Source organism: Lactobacillus sp. M44, assembly GCF_058130005.1.
The window spans coordinates 965,694-981,979 of the sequence record NZ_CM176707.1 but is presented as its reverse complement, the minus strand read 5'-3'; the positions used below and the strand labels follow the sequence as shown (position 1 = coordinate 981,979).

The 16,286-nt window shown below is 32.5% G+C and carries 19 protein-coding genes; 2 read left to right on the top strand and 17 right to left on the bottom strand.

Annotation, left to right across the window (positions count from 1 at the left end; genetic code table 11):
* Nucleotides 1-19 precede the first annotated feature (19 nt).
* The 9 genes from priA to AC38BG_RS04775 all read right to left on the bottom strand — a co-directional run bounded on the left by priA (nt 20) and on the right by AC38BG_RS04775 (nt 8,356).
* Complete coding sequence (gene priA, locus AC38BG_RS04815) at nt 20-2,410, bottom strand: primosomal protein N' (RefSeq protein ID WP_489936732.1); 2,391 nt, start codon at nt 2,408-2,410, stop codon at nt 20-22.
* A gap of 49 nt (nt 2,411-2,459) precedes the next feature.
* The gene (rpoZ, locus tag AC38BG_RS04810; protein ID WP_489936731.1) at nt 2,460-2,678 is read right to left on the bottom strand and encodes a DNA-directed RNA polymerase subunit omega; all 219 of its coding nucleotides are present in this window, start codon (nt 2,676-2,678) and stop codon (nt 2,460-2,462) included.
* 1 nt (nt 2,679) lies between these two features.
* Nucleotides 2,680-3,294 (bottom strand): guanylate kinase, encoded by a 615-nt coding sequence (gene gmk / locus AC38BG_RS04805; RefSeq protein ID WP_489936730.1) that lies wholly within the window; start codon nt 3,292-3,294, stop codon nt 2,680-2,682.
* A 72-nt stretch (nt 3,295-3,366) separates the two neighbouring features.
* The gene (gene phoU / locus AC38BG_RS04800; protein WP_489936729.1) at nt 3,367-4,080 is read right to left on the bottom strand and encodes a phosphate signaling complex protein PhoU; all 714 of its coding nucleotides are present in this window, start codon (nt 4,078-4,080) and stop codon (nt 3,367-3,369) included.
* Between the two features lie 13 nt (nt 4,081-4,093).
* Entirely contained in the window at nt 4,094-4,849 is a 756-nt protein-coding gene (gene pstB / locus AC38BG_RS04795) for a phosphate ABC transporter ATP-binding protein PstB (protein ID WP_489936728.1), read from the bottom strand.
* A gap of 12 nt (nt 4,850-4,861) precedes the next feature.
* A complete protein-coding gene (pstB, locus tag AC38BG_RS04790) occupies nt 4,862-5,656 on the bottom strand; it encodes a phosphate ABC transporter ATP-binding protein PstB (RefSeq protein WP_489936727.1) in 795 nt (264 codons plus the stop codon).
* Between the two features lie 12 nt (nt 5,657-5,668).
* Nucleotides 5,669-6,559 (bottom strand): phosphate ABC transporter permease PstA, encoded by an 891-nt coding sequence (pstA, locus tag AC38BG_RS04785; protein ID WP_489936726.1) that lies wholly within the window; start codon nt 6,557-6,559, stop codon nt 5,669-5,671.
* A gap of 1 nt (nt 6,560) precedes the next feature.
* Entirely contained in the window at nt 6,561-7,472 is a 912-nt protein-coding gene (gene pstC, locus AC38BG_RS04780; RefSeq protein ID WP_489936725.1) for a phosphate ABC transporter permease subunit PstC, read from the bottom strand.
* The gene (locus tag AC38BG_RS04775) at nt 7,469-8,356 is read right to left on the bottom strand and encodes a phosphate ABC transporter substrate-binding protein PstS family protein (protein WP_489936724.1); all 888 of its coding nucleotides are present in this window, start codon (nt 8,354-8,356) and stop codon (nt 7,469-7,471) included. The genes pstC and AC38BG_RS04775 overlap by 4 nt, the downstream gene beginning before the upstream one ends.
* A 119-nt stretch (nt 8,357-8,475) precedes the next feature.
* Here AC38BG_RS04775 and AC38BG_RS04770 point away from each other — a divergent pair, with 119 nt between their 5' ends.
* Together AC38BG_RS04770 and AC38BG_RS04765 are read left to right on the top strand one after the other, a co-directional pair.
* A complete protein-coding gene (locus AC38BG_RS04770; protein ID WP_489936723.1) occupies nt 8,476-9,183 on the top strand; it encodes a winged helix-turn-helix domain-containing protein in 708 nt (235 codons plus the stop codon).
* A gap of 74 nt (nt 9,184-9,257) precedes the next feature.
* On the top strand, nt 9,258-9,554 hold the full coding sequence (locus tag AC38BG_RS04765) for a hypothetical protein (RefSeq protein ID WP_489936722.1): 297 nt from the start codon (nt 9,258-9,260) through the stop codon (nt 9,552-9,554).
* Nucleotides 9,555-9,576: 22 nt separating this feature from the next.
* On the opposite strand, the gene recN is transcribed toward AC38BG_RS04765, so the two are convergent.
* Genes recN through AC38BG_RS04725 form a run of 8 tightly spaced genes read right to left on the bottom strand, consistent with a single transcriptional unit; the run spans nt 9,577 to nt 16,278 of the window.
* Nucleotides 9,577-11,265, bottom strand: a complete 1,689-nt coding sequence (recN, locus tag AC38BG_RS04760) for a DNA repair protein RecN (protein ID WP_489936721.1) — start codon at nt 11,263-11,265, stop codon at nt 9,577-9,579.
* A gap of 15 nt (nt 11,266-11,280) precedes the next feature.
* Nucleotides 11,281-12,093 (bottom strand): TlyA family RNA methyltransferase, encoded by an 813-nt coding sequence (locus AC38BG_RS04755; RefSeq protein WP_489936720.1) that lies wholly within the window; start codon nt 12,091-12,093, stop codon nt 11,281-11,283.
* Nucleotides 12,093-12,959, bottom strand: coding sequence for a polyprenyl synthetase family protein (locus tag AC38BG_RS04750; protein WP_489936719.1), 867 nt, complete (start codon nt 12,957-12,959; stop codon nt 12,093-12,095). The genes AC38BG_RS04755 and AC38BG_RS04750 overlap by 1 nt, the downstream gene beginning before the upstream one ends.
* Before the next feature lie 3 nt (nt 12,960-12,962).
* Nucleotides 12,963-13,205 (bottom strand): exodeoxyribonuclease VII small subunit, encoded by a 243-nt coding sequence (locus AC38BG_RS04745; protein WP_489936718.1) that lies wholly within the window; start codon nt 13,203-13,205, stop codon nt 12,963-12,965.
* Between the two features lie 4 nt (nt 13,206-13,209).
* Nucleotides 13,210-14,559 carry an exodeoxyribonuclease VII large subunit gene (gene xseA, locus AC38BG_RS04740; protein WP_489936717.1) on the bottom strand — a complete coding sequence of 450 codons (1,350 nt, stop codon included), beginning with the start codon at nt 14,557-14,559 and terminating at the stop codon, nt 13,210-13,212.
* On the bottom strand, nt 14,552-15,397 hold the full coding sequence (locus AC38BG_RS04735) for a bifunctional 5,10-methylenetetrahydrofolate dehydrogenase/5,10-methenyltetrahydrofolate cyclohydrolase (protein WP_489936716.1): 846 nt from the start codon (nt 15,395-15,397) through the stop codon (nt 14,552-14,554). The genes xseA and AC38BG_RS04735 overlap by 8 nt, the downstream gene beginning before the upstream one ends.
* A 47-nt stretch (nt 15,398-15,444) precedes the next feature.
* Nucleotides 15,445-15,843 carry a transcription antitermination factor NusB gene (gene nusB, locus AC38BG_RS04730; RefSeq protein WP_489936715.1) on the bottom strand — a complete coding sequence of 133 codons (399 nt, stop codon included), beginning with the start codon at nt 15,841-15,843 and terminating at the stop codon, nt 15,445-15,447.
* Entirely contained in the window at nt 15,844-16,278 is a 435-nt protein-coding gene (locus tag AC38BG_RS04725; protein WP_489936714.1) for an Asp23/Gls24 family envelope stress response protein, read from the bottom strand. It lies immediately after the preceding gene.
* Nucleotides 16,279-16,286 lie beyond the last annotated feature (8 nt).

Sequence of the window (16,286 nt, the reverse complement as noted above, 5' to 3'; positions counted from 1 at the left end):
TTTGTTTTTCTCCATTCTGTTAAAAAATGCGTTGTGGTTCATTATCAATAAAAATACTCAAACCATATTTTTCTTTTTCTTGAGCACTGTCTTGAATTTCATGTAACAAAGCATTTAATTGAGGTTCTTTTTTATATTTTACCAGTATTTGATAATAATATTGATTCTTTATTTTAGATATTGTACCAGGAGTTGGACCTAATACAATGGTTGGAGTATGTAAATGAGTCATTAATTTTCTTTTTATTGCAAAAGATTCCCTAGCTGCTTGCTGTTCATTTTTAGAAGCCGTTGATATTAATGTTGTATAAAAAAATGGTGGATAGTTTCCTTCAAACCTAACAGACATTTCATGTTGATAAAATTGCTCATAATTTTGAGTTTGAGCAAATCTAATTGCATAATGATCTGGATTATAAGTTTGAATTAAAACCTGACCTTGCTTCTTATCTCTCCCTGCTCTTCCTGCAACTTGAGTTAATAAATCAAAGGTTTTTTCAGAAGCATTATAGTCAGGTAGCCATAATCCAGTATCTGCATTAATTACTCCAACTAGTGTTACATTTGGAAAATCTAGTCCTTTGGCAATCATTTGTGTACCTAATAAAACATCAGCTTGTTGATTGGCAAAACTGTCTAAGATTTTTTTATAACTACCTTTGCGCCTAGTAGTATCAACATCCATTCGCAAAATTCTTAATTTGGGAATTAATTCTGACAATTCTTGTTCAATTTTTTGAGTACCACTACCCAAAAATCTAATTTGCATACTTTGGCAATTTGGACAACGAGTGGGCATTTTTTCAGTATAGCCACAATAATGACATTGCATTAAGCCTATATCTTTATGCATCGCAAGAGACACATCACAATTTGGACATTTTAAAACAAAACCACAATTACGACACAACATAAAATTAGCAAAACCACGACGATTTAACATCAATATAATTTGTTCATGGTTAGCAATTCGCTGTTTAATTGCATTAATTAATTCAACTGATAAATCGAATTGACTTCCTGCAAAAACTGCCTGCTTTAAATCAAGTAACTTAACTTGTGGCAATTCTTTATTATTTGCACGCTTGGTTAATTTAAGCAATTTAAAAATGCCTTTTTGTGCACGTGCTCTGCTGTATAACGACGGTGTGGCGCTACCTAAGATCAATGGTGCATTATTATATTTTGCACGCTCAATAGCTACATCTCTTGCATGATAGCGAGGATTATCTTCTTGTTTATACGTTGATTCATGCTCTTCATCAATTATGATTAAACCAACATTTTCTAATGGTGCAAAAATTGCACTTCTAGCGCCCACTACAACTCTAGCCTCTCTTCGTCTCATTCGCCGCCATTCATCATATTTTTCTCCATCAGATAATCCACTGTGTAGCACCGCTACATTATTTCCAAAGCGCTGTTTTACTTGGTTAACCATTTGCGGAGTTAGCGAAATTTCTGGAACTAACATGATAGCGTTACGGCCAATTTTTAAGGTCTCATCAATTGCATGTAAGTATACTTCAGTTTTCCCACTGCCAGTAATACCTTCTAACAAAAATGTTTGGTGCCGTTTTTCATCAATTTTTTTCTTTATTGCAGATAATGCTAGTTGCTGTTGATCATTTAAAGTGATCTTCTTATGTTTTTTCACATCAAAAGTTTTTAAAGGATCACGATAGACTTCAACCTTTGTTTTTTCTAGCCATCCTTTTTTGATAAAAGCAGTCAAAGTTTGACCACTAATATTTAGATTTTGCTGGATATCTGCTTGTTTTTTTGGATATTCAGCAGTATTTGTAATTATATCCATCAACAATATTTTTTGTTTAGTGGCATTATTATTTAATTGCTCATAAAGGTTCTTATATTCATCAATTGATAGCTTTAGTTCATATTGATTTTCAGTTTTTACTTTGGCGCGATTTTCAACAACGTATTCAATCTTGGCTTTATCATCTTTCAGTAATTTTTGAATAAAAACTATCTCTTTTAAATCAGTAATCTTATTTAGATCAATTGGATCCCCTTGAAAAAAAGGCATTTTCCTTGTTTCAGGCATTGGAGTTAATATTTTGCGATAATTAGCTCTCATCACTCTAGGAAGCATTGTTTTTAAAATAGTTATCCTAAATGAAAAAATATCCTGCGACATTTTTTGAGATAATTTCACTAATTCTTCAGTTAAAGGTGGCATTTCATCAATCACTAATAATAAATTGCGCAATTTTCCCCTATAGTCAGTATGATCACTAATTCCTACTATGAATCCTTGCACTTTACGTGGTCCAAAGGGCACCACAACTCTTGAGCCAATTTTGACTTGATTGAGCGATTCTGGTATTTTATATTCAAAAATTCGATCTGTTTGTTTAGCCGCTACATCAACAATAACTTGTGCGATCATTAAATCACCTAACTAAAAAACCTCCATCAAATTGATAGAGGATTATTATTTATTCAAGATTTTCTCGTCTATCAGGATCAATAATTACTTTCCCTGCGGCGATTTCTTCTAATGCTTTTCCAACAGCCTTATCAGATTTGAATTTTTCTAAGGCTGGTGGGTCACCTGCTTCTAATTCATGTGCTCTTTTTGAAGCTAACACTGATAATGAATATCTTGAATCAACATGATCCAATAATTTATCTATAGATGGATATGTAATCCTCATTTTAGTCCTCCTCAACCATTTTACGATAGTCACCAATTACTCTTTTGACACTAACATGTTCTGCATCAACCACAGCTTTGATATGGTCAACAGCATTAGCCACTGTATCATTTACAATAGCATAATCGTAATCTGCCATCATTAATATTTCATTTTTTGCCTGCTTTAATCTACCTGCAATAACATTTTCTGAATCAGTGCCACGATGTTCCAATCGTTGTTTTAATTCATGCAAATCAGGTGGTGTTAAAAAGATAAACACACCATCTGGCATTTGATCGCGGACTTTTTTTGCTCCATTAACATCAATTTCTAGCAAAACATCTTGACCTTCATCTAGCATTTTTTTGACAGGTGCAACAGGTGTGCCATAGTAATTGCCTACATATTGATTATATTCTAAAAGTTCTTTTTGGCTAATAGCTTGCTTGAATCTTTCTTCACTAACAAAATAATAATCTTTTCCATCAACTTCACCAGGACGTGGTTTTCTTGTGGTCATTGACACAGAATATTCAAATGGAAATGCCTTTGTTTCAACAATTGCGCTTTTAACTGTACCCTTTCCGACACCAGATGGTCCAGATAATACAAGTAATAAACCTTTTTTTGACATGATCGCTCCTAAAAAAGTATTAATACTTAATATATTGCGCTTTTATAGCAATATTTTCAAGCAATATTATTTTTAGTTCTTTGAATTTTTCTTTATTTCGCGATGAACCAATTCGTGATCTGCTTTTCCAGGATTTAATTCAACTATTTTACCAGTACTACTATATACAACCCATTCAGCTAAGTTAACAGTATGGTCACCAAAGCGCTCAATGACTTTAACTACTGATAAATATCTTTCACCTTCACCTATTTGTGCAGGATGATCTACCATCCAACGCATAATTTTTTTGCGAAGTGCAACGTATTGAATATCCACTGCCAAGTCTTCATTAGCAACTTTATAAGCAACTTTTTCATTTTGATATGCATAGCTATCAAGAACTTCTTCAAGCATTACTCGTACTTTAGATGTCATTTGCTGAATACCTTCATTAATATCTAAGTCCTTGATATCTTTATTAATTAAATGAGTTGTTTCACGAGCAATATGTGCAGCATAATCTCCCATTCGCTCTAGATCAGAACTAGCTTTTAAAATACTCATAATTAATCTAAAGTCACCAGCTACAGGTTGTTGCAAAGCCATAATACTAAAGGCTTGTTTTTCCAAGTTCATTTCTTCTTGGTTGATTTTGTCATCACCAGAGATTACTTTTTTGGCTAAATCTTCATCTTCATCAATAAAAGCCTTGGTTGCTTGATAAAGTTGCTCACTAGTATTGATTCCCATTTCCATAAATCGACCGCGTAATTTTTTTAGTTCATCTGCAAATAGTTCATGCATTTTTATTCCTCCTTTAACTTAATTTACCTCTAAGATAATCATCAACTTTTTGATTTTTAGGATGCAAAAACATTTTTCTTGTCTTGCCCACTTCAATCAGCTTGCCTTTCATTAAAACTGCAGTAATATCTGCAATTCTAGCAGCTTGTTGTAAGTTGTGAGTAACCATTATTATAGTATATTGCTCTTTTAAATTATATAGTGTTTCTTCAATTTTACTACTTGAAACTGGATCTAATGCACTAGTTGATTCATCCAATAACAACACATCTGGTTGTATTGCTAGTGCTCTTGCAATACATAAACGCTGCTGCTGCCCTCCAGATAATCCGAGAGCATTTTTAGTTAAGGTGTCTTTTACTTCATCCCATAACGCAGCTTGCTGTAAACTTTTTTCAACTTTTTCAGAAAGTAATTTCTTATTTTTTTCGCCAGCAAGTCTCAATCCATATGCTACATTATCAAAAATAGAGAAAGGAAAGGCAACAGGCTGTTGAAACACCATTCCGATATTTCTTCTAAGCTCAACTAAATCCGTATCTGGTGCATAAATGTTTTTGCCTTGATAATTAATTGAACCAGTAATTTTAACATTACGATCCAAATCATGCATTCTATTTAAGCAATGCAAAAATGTCGATTTTCCACTTCCAGAAGGTCCAATTAATGCGGTAATTTCATTTTTGTTGAACTCCATATCAATTCCATGTAACGCCTCTACATCTCCATAATACAAATGCAGGCCATTGACTGTAATTATTGGTGTCATATTTTTTCCTCACTAACCAAATTTTCCTGTCAGATAATCATTTGTAGCTTCTAATTCTGGTAAAGTGAACATCTTCTTAGTTTTATCAAATTCCAATAAATGTCCTTTATGCATAAAAGCTGTATAGTCACTTAATCTAGAAGCTTGTTCCAAATTATGAGTTACGATAATAATTGTTTGTTTTGGACGCAAATCTTGCAATGTTACTTCTAGTTTCGCAGTCGAAACAGGATCTAGTGCACTTGCAGGTTCATCTAATAGCATAATTTCTGGGTTCATTGCTAATGCTCTTGCAATGCATAAACGCTGCTGCTGCCCACCAGAAAGTGATAGCGCACTTTTATTTAATTTATCTTTTACCTCATCCCATAATGCTGCACCCTTTAAGCTATCTTCTAACAAGTGCTCTAATATATGCTTATTTTTTTCACCATGTTGTTTTGGTCCAAATAATACATTTTCTTTAATTGAAATTGCAAATGGATTTGGCCTTTGAAATACCATCCCAATTTGCTGACGAACTGCATAAACATTGATATTTTTAGCATTCAAATCAATATCATGATACAAAATTTGGCCTTTTACAGTAGCAACCTCTTGATTTAATCTGTTCAAACTTCTTAATAAGGTTGATTTTCCTGAACCAGAAGCACCAATCAATGCGGTAATTTTATGTTCTGGAAAATTTAAATTAACATCAAAAACTGCTTGCTTTTCTCCATAAAAGACTTCTAAGTTTCTAGTTTTTAAAGCAATATCTTCTGTTGGCTCAGCAATATGCGTTGTAGTTAAAGAATATGTCTTCAATCTCAATCACCTCTAGTTTTTATTTCCTTGACGTCTTTTTAGGTATGCTCCAAGTAGTCTGGCACAAACATTAAACAATAAAACCATTAATACCAATACTGCTGTTGATCCATTAGCAACTTTTTGAGCATCTGGAATTAATCCTTCTGAATTAACTTTCCAAATGTGTACTGCTAGTGTCTCAGCTGGCCTTAATGGATTCAAAAAACTATCTGACATGAATGGATTCCAATTAGAATAATTAACTGTAGCTGCACTTTGTCCTGCAGTAAAAATCAATGCTGCAGCTTCGCCAAAAACTCTACCCGCACTTAAAATAAGTCCTGTTAGTAAACTTGGCATTGCTGTTGGAATTACAACTTTGCGAATTGTATGCCATTGAGATAAACCTAATGCCCAGCCACCTTGACGCTGCAACAGTGGAACGGCTCTTAGGGACTCTTCAAAATTTCTAGTCAAAATTGGTAAGTTAAAAAATGTTAAGGCAATCGCTCCTGCTAACACTGAAAAGCCTAAATGAAACTTTACTACAAAAATTAAATATCCAAATAAACCAACTACAATTGAAGGGAGTGAACTCAAAACTTCGATTGTTGTTCTTAATAAATTAGTAAATTTATTTTTAGGAGCATATTCGGATAAATAAATTGCTGCACCTAATGCTAATGGTGTCGAAATAACTAGTGTCATTATCAATAAATATATTGAATCAACTAATTGATCTCTAATGCCACCACCTGCTAAAAATGATTCTGCTTTACTAGTCAAAAAATGCCATGACAATGCAGGTAAATCTTGCCATAAAATAGTACCAATCAATCCAATAACTGCAAAGAGCGTTAATCCTGTTAGAAAATACAAAATTCCAATTGCAATCTTGTTAGTAATTTTAGAATTATGCATCTTATTTCACTCCTTTTCGATTAATTAAACGAATAATCAAATTGAAAACTAATGACATAATCAATAAAACTAATGCTAGTGACCATAATGCATTATTTTTGAATGTACCCAAAACAGTATTGCCAACACCATTAGTGATTACACTAGTTAGCGTTGCTGCAGGGGATGTAATTGAAGTTGGCATCTTAGTGATATTACCAATAACCATTTGAACTGCTAAGGCTTCACCAAATGCTCTTGTCATCCCAAAAACTATTGCAGTCAAAATACCTGGAATTGCAGTTTTTAAGACAACATGCCAGATTGTTTGCCAAGTTGTTGCGCCTAATGCATAAGATGCTTCTCGATAATAATTTGGAACTGCCTTTAAACTATCAACTGTAAGTGAAGTCACAGTTGGAAAAATCATAAATGTCAATACAATTATTCCTGATAGCATACCAAATCCAGTACCATCAAAAATATTTCTCACAAAAGGAACAACCATTGTTAATCCTAATAATCCATAAACAACTGATGGAATACCAACTAACAGTTCAATTATTGGTTGCATCCCTTTCATAAATTTAGGTGGAGCAAGTTCTGTCATTACTAATGCAGTTGCTAATGCAAATGGTGTCGCTAGTATCGCTGACAATAATGTAGTAATAAATGATGTAGAAATCATTGGTAATGCTCCTACCAATTGATGACCATTAGCGATTTTTCCAGGCTTCCAATCAGTACCAAACAAAAAATCAAATGGATTTACATGATCTTTAAAAAAGATTGTTAATCCTCTAACACTAATAAAGTAAATAATTGATAAAACTAATAAGCAAATTAATACGATACTAATAAAACTGATTGTTCGACCAATTTTTTCTTGTCTAGTTTCAGCATTTGGCTTAGTTAAAACTGATAAGTTTTTCATTTTTTATCACCTGTGATTTTACTTACTTTTCCTTTAGCATCCATTTCTACTTTCATATCATAGATACTTATATACCCTGATTCATCTACAATTGTTGACTCAATTTTTTTTGATGTAACATAATTTAAAAACTTAATCGTTGCTTTATTAGGGTGTTTGCTCGTATACATATGTTCATATGCCCAGATTTTCCATTTATTAACTGAAATGTTTTTGGCATTAATTTTCACATGATCAACAGTTAATGCTTTTAATTCACTGCTGACATAAGGCAATGCTAAATAACTAATTGCACCTGGAGCGTTAGAGACTATTTTTTTAACAGTTCCATTTGAATCTTGTTCTTGTGCATTAACTGGCTTCATATTTTTAGTTAATACAGCACTTTCAAATGCAGCCCGAGTCCCACTTCCCGCAGCACGATTAATTACAGTAATTTTCATATCTTTTCCGCCAACTTGTTTCCAATTAGTAATTTTACCTGTGAAAATCTCCTGCAGCTGCTTCATAGATAAATTAGACACTGGATTATGTTTTTCTACAACAGGGACAATCCCCACAACTGCAACTTTGTGATCTAGGATTTTTTTGTAATTAATTCCTGATTGCTGTTGAGCAAATATATCTGAGTCACCAATTTGAATTGTGCCTGCTTGAATTTGACTAAGTCCAGTACCAGAACCTCCTCCTTGAACAGTAATATCAATGTCATTATGGTCTTTTGAATATTGATATGCGATTTTTTCTGCTAATGGCTGTAATGCAGTAGAACCAACTGCAGTCAATCTAGTCTTAGGATGCTCAGATTTTTTAGTGGTAATTCCAAGCCATACAAGTCCTATAGCTAACACAACAAATATTATTTTCCAAATTCGGCTTTTCATTTTGTATCCCTCACTGGTATTATTCGTTTTTTATTTTAGATGGTTGCTGTAAAAGTTTAATATCATGAATGTAAATTTTTTGTAAAAGTTTTATATAATAGTATGGGATGTGATTATAAGTGAATAAACATGCTTTATTGGTTACTAAAAATGACAAATTATTTGCACAAATAGCAGCTGGATTTGCTGATCAAGATTGGTTAACACATCGTATAACTACAGCAGCTGCAACATATGATTGGCTTAATCGTCATAAAGCCGACATTTTAATTTGGGATTTAGAATTAACAACCTTAGATACAACACTTGCAACAATTGAGATTATCAATAAAAAAATTAACGGTCCTATTATTGCTTTATGTGCCCAATATAAAGTATCAACTTTTAATAAATTATTAGGTGTTCATGTTGATGACTTATTACAATATCCATTTGATCTAAATTTATTAATTAATATAATTAATCAGCGTTGCTGGCGACAAAATTATCAATATAATGAGCATTTACATACTAAGCCACATAAAAAAAAGGTGATCGCAAATTCAGAAATTACACTTGACCCTGCAAAACACAAAGTTATTGTCCGCGGCGAGTATATTGAATTAACGCCAAAAGAATTTCATTTATTAAAATATTTACTTGATAACCGTAAACAAGTACTAAGTCGTGAACAACTAATGAAAGGTGTATGGGGGTATGACATTCCTGGCACTACTAGAATAGTTGATATTCATATTAGTCATTTGCGTGATAAGTTAGAACTAGATCCACAAAAACCTAAGATATTAAAGACTGTTCGAGGTTTTGGGTACGTATTAGATATTTAATTTTTGTTCTTGCTTTTTCGAACATTTATTCGTATAATTGCTTTACAAACAAATGTTCGAAAGAAGAATGTATTATGAATAATATCGCAGAAAAGATTACTCATCCAGTAAAGAATTTATATAATTACTTGTTTTCTTATGACCCTGATAAATTAACTACATTTGGTCAATCTATTTATCAAATTCTTAATCGTTTAAGTTATGCAAAATTGCACAAAGACTATATTTTAGTAACATTCAATAATGGAAAAACTTTAATTGGTAAATTACGCAGTTTCCCTGCATATGATAAGTTTGTAGTGCAAGATATTGATCGAAAATTACTTCACATAATCACTCTAAATAAGGTATTGCGTATAGATTTAAATTAAAAATAGGAGTTTTTGCAAACTCCTATTTTTTAAACTCTTTTGTATTTTTAATTAATTCTTTTGCATTATCTAATGCAGCTTGAGTGACATGTTCTCCTGCCATCATCTGTGCAATTGCACTAATGCTTTGTTTATCATCTAATGGCATTATCTTAGTAAAAGTTTCACCATTTTGAACTATTTTTTGGATCTTATCTCGATGGTCACTACTTGCAGCAACTTGAGGTGAATGTGTAATTGCAATAACTTGTTTACTTTGAGCAATTGAATGCATTTTTTGTCCAATTGAAGCGGATACTCTGCCAGATACTCCAGTATCAATTTCATCAAATATCATCGTACCAACTGGTTCTACTCGACTAAAGACTGCTTTTAGCGCCAAGATAATTCTTGATTGTTCACCGCCAGAAACAATTTTAACCAAAGGCATTAAATCTTCTCCTGGGTTTGGTGCAATATAAAAGACAACTTCATCTGTTCCTAAATTGTTAAAAGTATGTTTTTGAGAAATTCGAATACTAAATCTAGCCTTTGACATATATAGATCTTGTAATTCTTGTTTGATGTCTTTTTCTAATAGCAAGGCTGTTTTTTCACGCAATTTATGTAAATCTTCTACCTTAATAGACATGATATTTTCTAATGTTCTAATTTCATTAGTCAATTTATCTTCATCAAGATTCCCAGTTTCAAACTGAGTTAGTTGCTGATCAACTTTTGTTTTAAATATAAAGACATCTTCTAGACTTGGACCATATTTTTTCTTTAAAGAATTTAAAGTATTTAATCGCCCCACCACGTACTGATAGCGCTCTTCATCAAAATCAAGGTTATCCATAATAACCCCTAATTCACTACGAGCATCAGTCAAAGAAAATACACCCTCGCTAATAGATTGCGACATATTTTTAAAATCATCACCATAATCAGCTAGATCATTAGCTGCATTTTCAACATCACCAAGCATATTACTTAAGCCATGAGTTTCATCATCAAATATTTGCATTAACAAATTAGCTGTATCAGCGATTTTTTGAAAATTATTTAACTTAGTAAATTCCGATTCTAACTCTTCATCTTCATTTGGATCTTGCAAGTCAGCTTGTTCAATTTCGTTTTTTTGAAATGCTAAAATATCCTGCTGTTGAGCCAGTTCTTGGGCATTTTTTTGTAAGCTATGTAATTGATTAGTTAACTTTTTCCATTGGATAAAATATTGTTGGTAATCAGCTAACTTTTTCTCAAAAACAGTGCCTGCATATTCATCTACAAGATCAATTTGACGATCTTGATTCATTAAAACTTGCTGATTATCTTGACCATGAATATCTACCAAATATTGACCAATTAATTTTAAAACAGTAATAGTTGTCAATTGTCCATTAATTCTGATGACATTACGACCTTTGTTAGTGACTTCACGGCTAATTATTAAATCATCACCATCCATAGGTAAACCATATTCATCACATAATTTTTGGACATCTTTTTTTTGACTAGCTAAAGTAAATAAGCCTGTAATAATAGCCTTTTGTTCACCAGAACGGATCATTTCACTTTGTGCACGATGACCTAATAATAAAGATAATGCATCAATCAAAATAGACTTACCTGCTCCAGTTTCACCTATTAAGACAGTCATTTTGTTTTGAAATTTAATTTTTAAATTTTTTATAATTGCAAAATTTTGAATATCTAATTCGACTAACACAATTTGAACCTTTCTTTATAGCTGATTAACAGCAGCATCAATTACTAGCTGAGGAGTTTTATCTAAACTTATTTGTCCTGGATTTTCTAAATCTTTTTGCAAATGTATCAAGAACTCAATATTGCCTTTTCCACCCTTTATTGGAGAAAAATCTAATCCAATTACATTAAAACCAATTTTGCGTGCCATTTCAATTGTATGGTTAATCACATTCAAATGTACTTGATGATCGCGTACAATCCCATGTTTGCCAACATTTTCAGGTCCTGCTTCAAATTGAGGCTTAATTAAACATACCGCATCACAGTTATTTTTTAGAATCTGATACATTGGGGGCATAATCAAATCAAGTGAAATAAAAGAAACATCTGTCATCGCAAAATCAGGTAACCCTTGATCAAAATCTTCAGGTTTACTATATCGAAAATTTTGTCTTTCCATAACAACAACTTTTGGATTATCACGCAATTGCCACGCTAATTGGTTATAGCCTACATCAAGTGCGTAAACAAACTTTGCTCCATTTTGTAAAGCAACATCTGTAAACCCACCAGTAGATGCTCCAATATCTAAACAAATTTTGTCCTTTAAATCTATATTAAAAACCTGCAGAGCTTTTTCTAATTTAAATCCACCACGAGATACATATTTTTTATGATCATCTTTGACAAAGAACTTTTCTGTTTCATCAAATTTTTCGCCACTTTTGTCAATTCTCTGATGATTATGATCCATTACTAATCCAGCCATAATTGCCCTTTGAGCTTGAGTGCGCGAATTAAAAATGCCTTGTTCAAAAAGTAATATATCTGCTCTTTTTTTTCCCATTACAATACCCGTTGATATACATCTAAAAATCCAGATAATACATTATTATTAATACCTTTTAGTGCATTCTTTGCATCTATAATTAATTGCTTTAACTCTTGCTGGCTTTTTTTTATTCCATTTAAAGTAAGGCTATTATTTTTACCTTCTGCTTCATCTTTATGAGTAGCTTTGCCAGCTTGATCCAGCGTATCTATTACATCAACTAGATCATCATAAATTTGATAAGCACGACCAAAAGCATGTGCAAATTGCCCTAATTTTTGCATTTGTTCATCACTTGCATTGGCATATACTGCAGCCATTTGTACACTTGCCAAAATAAGACAACCTGTTTTAAGCCACTCCATTTTCTCAATTAACTTTTTATTATGTGCTTGCTTATCATTATTAGTTAATCTCATGTCATAGTCTTGTCCCAAAACCATGCCATTTGGTCCTATTGCTTGAGTAATAATTGACACTAATTCGCTATTGCCAGCACTTGCAACCCATTCAATACCTAATGCTTGTAACGCATCCCCTGCTAAAATTGCATATGCTTCACCGAACTTTTTATGACTAGTTAGCTTTCCCCTACGATAATCATCATTATCCATTGCAGGCAAATCATCATGAATTAATGAATAAGTATGAATTAATTCAATTCCTGATGCAATTTTTAATTCTTTTTCAGAAATTGGATACTCTAATGCAGTTAAAGTTGCAAAGAATAACAATGGACGTAATCTTTTACCACCAGCCATTACAGAATATGATAGCATTTCACCCATATTCGCGTCTTCAATTTCAGTAGTTAAATTTTCTCTTAAAAACTCATCAATAATTGGTCTTTGTTTTTGAACAAAAGTTGTGAAATCTTTCATTTTTTATTCCTCTGGAGCCGCAGAATTTTGTGGATCTAATTTATGCTCTTCACCATTTTCATCAATTAATTTTGCAACGGTTTCTTGTGCTTGAGTCAACTTCTTTTCTAAGTTGCGACTAATTTCTACTCCAGTTTTAAATTGATCAAGTGCTTGTTCTAGTGGGATATTACCTGATTCTAAGTTAGCAACTATTTTTTCAAGTTCAGTTAATTGTGATTCAAAATTGTTTTTTTCAGTAGCCATGTTTTTATTCTCCTTGAGTATTTATTACCTTTGTTTCAGCTTTACCATCTTTAAAATGCAAAATCAAATCATCATTTTCCTTAATTTGTTTTACACTAGTAATCGTTTTCCCTGATTTATCACTTGTATAAACAAACCCACGTGCTAAAGTCTGCAACGGACTAATATCATTTAACTGTTGAGCACTATTTGCGAGTTTGTTTTGCTTATCTTTTAAGATATTTTGCATAGTATGATTTAATTTTTGTTTAATAAATAAAACTTGCTGTAAGTCATGCTGGATATCGTTTTGAACATTTGAAGTTGCTAATTTTTGCTTAACTAACAAATACCTTTGTCTTTTACCGATAAATAAAGCTTTCATCGCTTGATTCAAACGACGATGTGCATCATCAACTTTTTGTACTTGTTGGTCATATAAACGCATTGGTTCTCGCATGATGATTGAATTATTTATACGATCTAATGCTTGTTTTCGTTGCTTAATGACTGCTTGAATGCTTGCATACATTCTTGATTGCAACTGATGAATCTTAGCTATTTCATCAACTAAATTAGGAGTTGCATATTCCGCAGCTGCTGTTGGAGTTGCTGCACGTGCATCAGCTACTAAATCACTCAGAGTTACATCAGTTTCATGTCCGACAGAACTAATTACAGGCATTTTCATATTATAAATCTGTCGAACTACTGCTTCTTCATTAAACGGCCATAAATCTTCTAGTGATCCTCCGCCACGTCCAATAATCATTTCATCATATTCATCGCTATGAGCATTGATTTGCTTCATTGCACGAACTAAACTATCCGCTGCAGTATCTCCTTGAACTATAGCTGGAAATAAATCGATTTCAGCAAGTGGATAACGCCGATTGACTGTAACCATAATATCATGAATTACAGCACCAGAAGCACTAGTTACTACAGCAATTTTATTTGGAAAATGTGGCAAAGGACGTTTATGTTCTTGGTTAAATAAGCCTTCTTTAGTCAATTTTTCTTGCAATTGACGCAAGCGCTCATATAATTCACCTAATCCTGCAGGCTCCATTGTTTGTGCATAGAATTGATATGATCCTTGTGGTTCATATACTCCCACATATCCTGAAATGTAGACTTTCATACCTTCTTTAGGCTTAAATTTTAATTTTTCAAAAAAAGTACGAAACATCACTACATTTATCTTAGATTTTTCATCTTTTAATGAAAAATACTGATGTGAATTCATCCGAAATCTAAAGTTAGATAATTCACCTTTTAAAAAGACCTTGTGCAAATATGGATCATTTTTAAATTTTTGATTGATATAATAATTTAAATCTGTAACGCTTAAATATTTATCTGCATCAGCCATTCTGAATCTCCGTCAATGTAATTACCTGTTCCATTAAGCTTTCAACAGTTAATGGACCTACTCCACCAGGAACTGGCGTTATAGCACCTGCAACATTTTGAACTGAATCAAAATCAACATCCCCACAAAGTTCATGTGCATCTCGATTGATTCCAATATCAATTATGGTAGCTCCAGGCTTTATTAAGTCAGCTGTTAAAAATTTTGCACTTCCAATTGCAACTACTACAATATCTGCATTTTTAGTATACCTTTTTATATCTTGAGTTTTACTATGTAAAATCGATACTGTCGCATTAGCTTGCAATAACAATGCTGCTAGGGGCTTGCCCACGATATTGCTACGACCAATGATAACCACGTTTTGCCCTGCTAATTTTATATCATAGTGTTTCAATAAACTCATAACGCCGCTTGCAGTTGCTGGTAATACAGTATAATCACCACGCCACAAATGCCCAATATTAGTAGCAGTTAACGCGTCAACGTCTTTTAATGGATTAATTGTATCAATTATTTTATTTTCATCAAATTGAACAGGTAATGGAAGTTGCACCATAATTCCATTAATTGAATCATCTTTGTTTAGTTTTTTTATTAACTCAATTATATCTTCTTGTTTTGCTGTTTCATCAAAAAAGACATCTTGCAACTCAATGCCAATTTTTCCAGCTAAATGTTTTTTAGCTTTAATGTAGACCTTGCTAGCAGGATCATTAGATGCATTGATTACTACAAATTTTGGCATTATATTCTTACTTTTTAAAATTTTGATTTTTTCAGATAGCTGATCAGCTAATTTTGTTGCTAATTTTTTCCCATCTAAAATTACTGCCATAATAAAAACCCCTATAAAAAAACCGGCTGAGTGCCGGTTAATTCAAATTAATCCTGAATGAAGTTAGCCAAAACTCCATTAACAAAAGCTTTAGACTTAGGATCATCAAATTCATCTTCTAAATTCAATGCTTCATTAATTGCGGCTTGTGCACTGATTGCATTACTATTTTCAATTTCATACAAAGCAACTTCCATAATTGCGACAGTTACTTGGTTCATTCGATCTAAGCGCCAACCTTTTTTTAGGTGGCTTTGCAGTGCTTGTTGCAGTGACTTTTTATTGTTAACAACGCCTTCAATAATTTGCTTTGAATATGATGACAATTGCTTTAATTGCAAACTTGCCACTAATTTTTGAATTATTTCATCAGAAGAAAGTGTAAGATCTTGATTTGATAAATATACTCCTTGCATTGCAATTCTTCTGTTATCATGTTGGGACATTTATTTATCTTCCTTTTCTGTTTCAGAGAATAATTCTTCAGGCTGAGTATCATTTTCAGTATCTTCAGGTGAAACTAATCCTACAACATGAATATTGATATTAGCTAATTTTAAATCTGTCATTTGTGTCAATTGTTTAGCTAATTTTTTTTGGATTTTTGCAGCAACTTCTGGCACATTTGTCCCCGCATAAAAGTATGCATAAATATCAGCTGTCAAATTTCCATCTTTATCAACTTCAACTTTGACACCCTTAGATTTATCTACATGACCTAACATCCAATTCAAGCTTGACTTAATATTATTTTGCATTCCTGCAACGCCATCAACTTTTTCTGCTGCAATACCTAATATTACTTCAAGTACATTCAAATCAATCTTTATTTTATTTCCATCATCTTTATCATTTAAAAGAATTGTTGAATTATCAGCCATATCAATTA

Excerpts from the sequence above, each read along its gene's own strand:
- AC38BG_RS04745 (WP_489936718.1), bottom strand. The coding sequence starts at position 13,205 with ATGGCTACTGAAAAAAACAATTTTGAATCACAATTAACTGAACTTGAA.
- pstA (WP_489936726.1), bottom strand. The coding sequence starts at position 6,559 with ATGCATAATTCTAAAATTACTAACAAGATTGCAATTGGAATTTTGTAT.
- gmk (WP_489936730.1), bottom strand. The coding sequence starts at position 3,294 with ATGTCAAAAAAAGGTTTATTACTTGTATTATCTGGACCATCTGGTGTC.
- rpoZ (WP_489936731.1), bottom strand. The coding sequence starts at position 2,678 with ATGAGGATTACATATCCATCTATAGATAAATTATTGGATCATGTTGAT.
- xseA (WP_489936717.1), bottom strand. The coding sequence starts at position 14,559 with ATGGCTGATGCAGATAAATATTTAAGCGTTACAGATTTAAATTATTAT.
- AC38BG_RS04750 (WP_489936719.1), bottom strand. The coding sequence starts at position 12,959 with ATGAAAGATTTCACAACTTTTGTTCAAAAACAAAGACCAATTATTGAT.
- pstC (WP_489936725.1), bottom strand. The coding sequence starts at position 7,472 with ATGAAAAACTTATCAGTTTTAACTAAGCCAAATGCTGAAACTAGACAA.
- nusB (WP_489936715.1), bottom strand. The coding sequence starts at position 15,843 with ATGTCCCAACATGATAACAGAAGAATTGCAATGCAAGGAGTATATTTA.
- AC38BG_RS04765 (WP_489936722.1), top strand. The coding sequence starts at position 9,258 with ATGAATAATATCGCAGAAAAGATTACTCATCCAGTAAAGAATTTATAT.
- phoU (WP_489936729.1), bottom strand. The coding sequence starts at position 4,080 with ATGCATGAACTATTTGCAGATGAACTAAAAAAATTACGCGGTCGATTT.
- AC38BG_RS04755 (WP_489936720.1), bottom strand. The coding sequence starts at position 12,093 with ATGGGAAAAAAAAGAGCAGATATATTACTTTTTGAACAAGGCATTTTT.
- AC38BG_RS04775 (WP_489936724.1), bottom strand. The coding sequence starts at position 8,356 with ATGAAAAGCCGAATTTGGAAAATAATATTTGTTGTGTTAGCTATAGGA.
- pstB (WP_489936728.1), bottom strand. The coding sequence starts at position 4,849 with ATGACACCAATAATTACAGTCAATGGCCTGCATTTGTATTATGGAGAT.
- AC38BG_RS04735 (WP_489936716.1), bottom strand. The coding sequence starts at position 15,397 with ATGGCAGTAATTTTAGATGGGAAAAAATTAGCAACAAAATTAGCTGAT.
- priA (WP_489936732.1), bottom strand. The coding sequence starts at position 2,410 with ATGATCGCACAAGTTATTGTTGATGTAGCGGCTAAACAAACAGATCGA.
- AC38BG_RS04725 (WP_489936714.1), bottom strand. The coding sequence starts at position 16,278 with ATGGCTGATAATTCAACAATTCTTTTAAATGATAAAGATGATGGAAAT.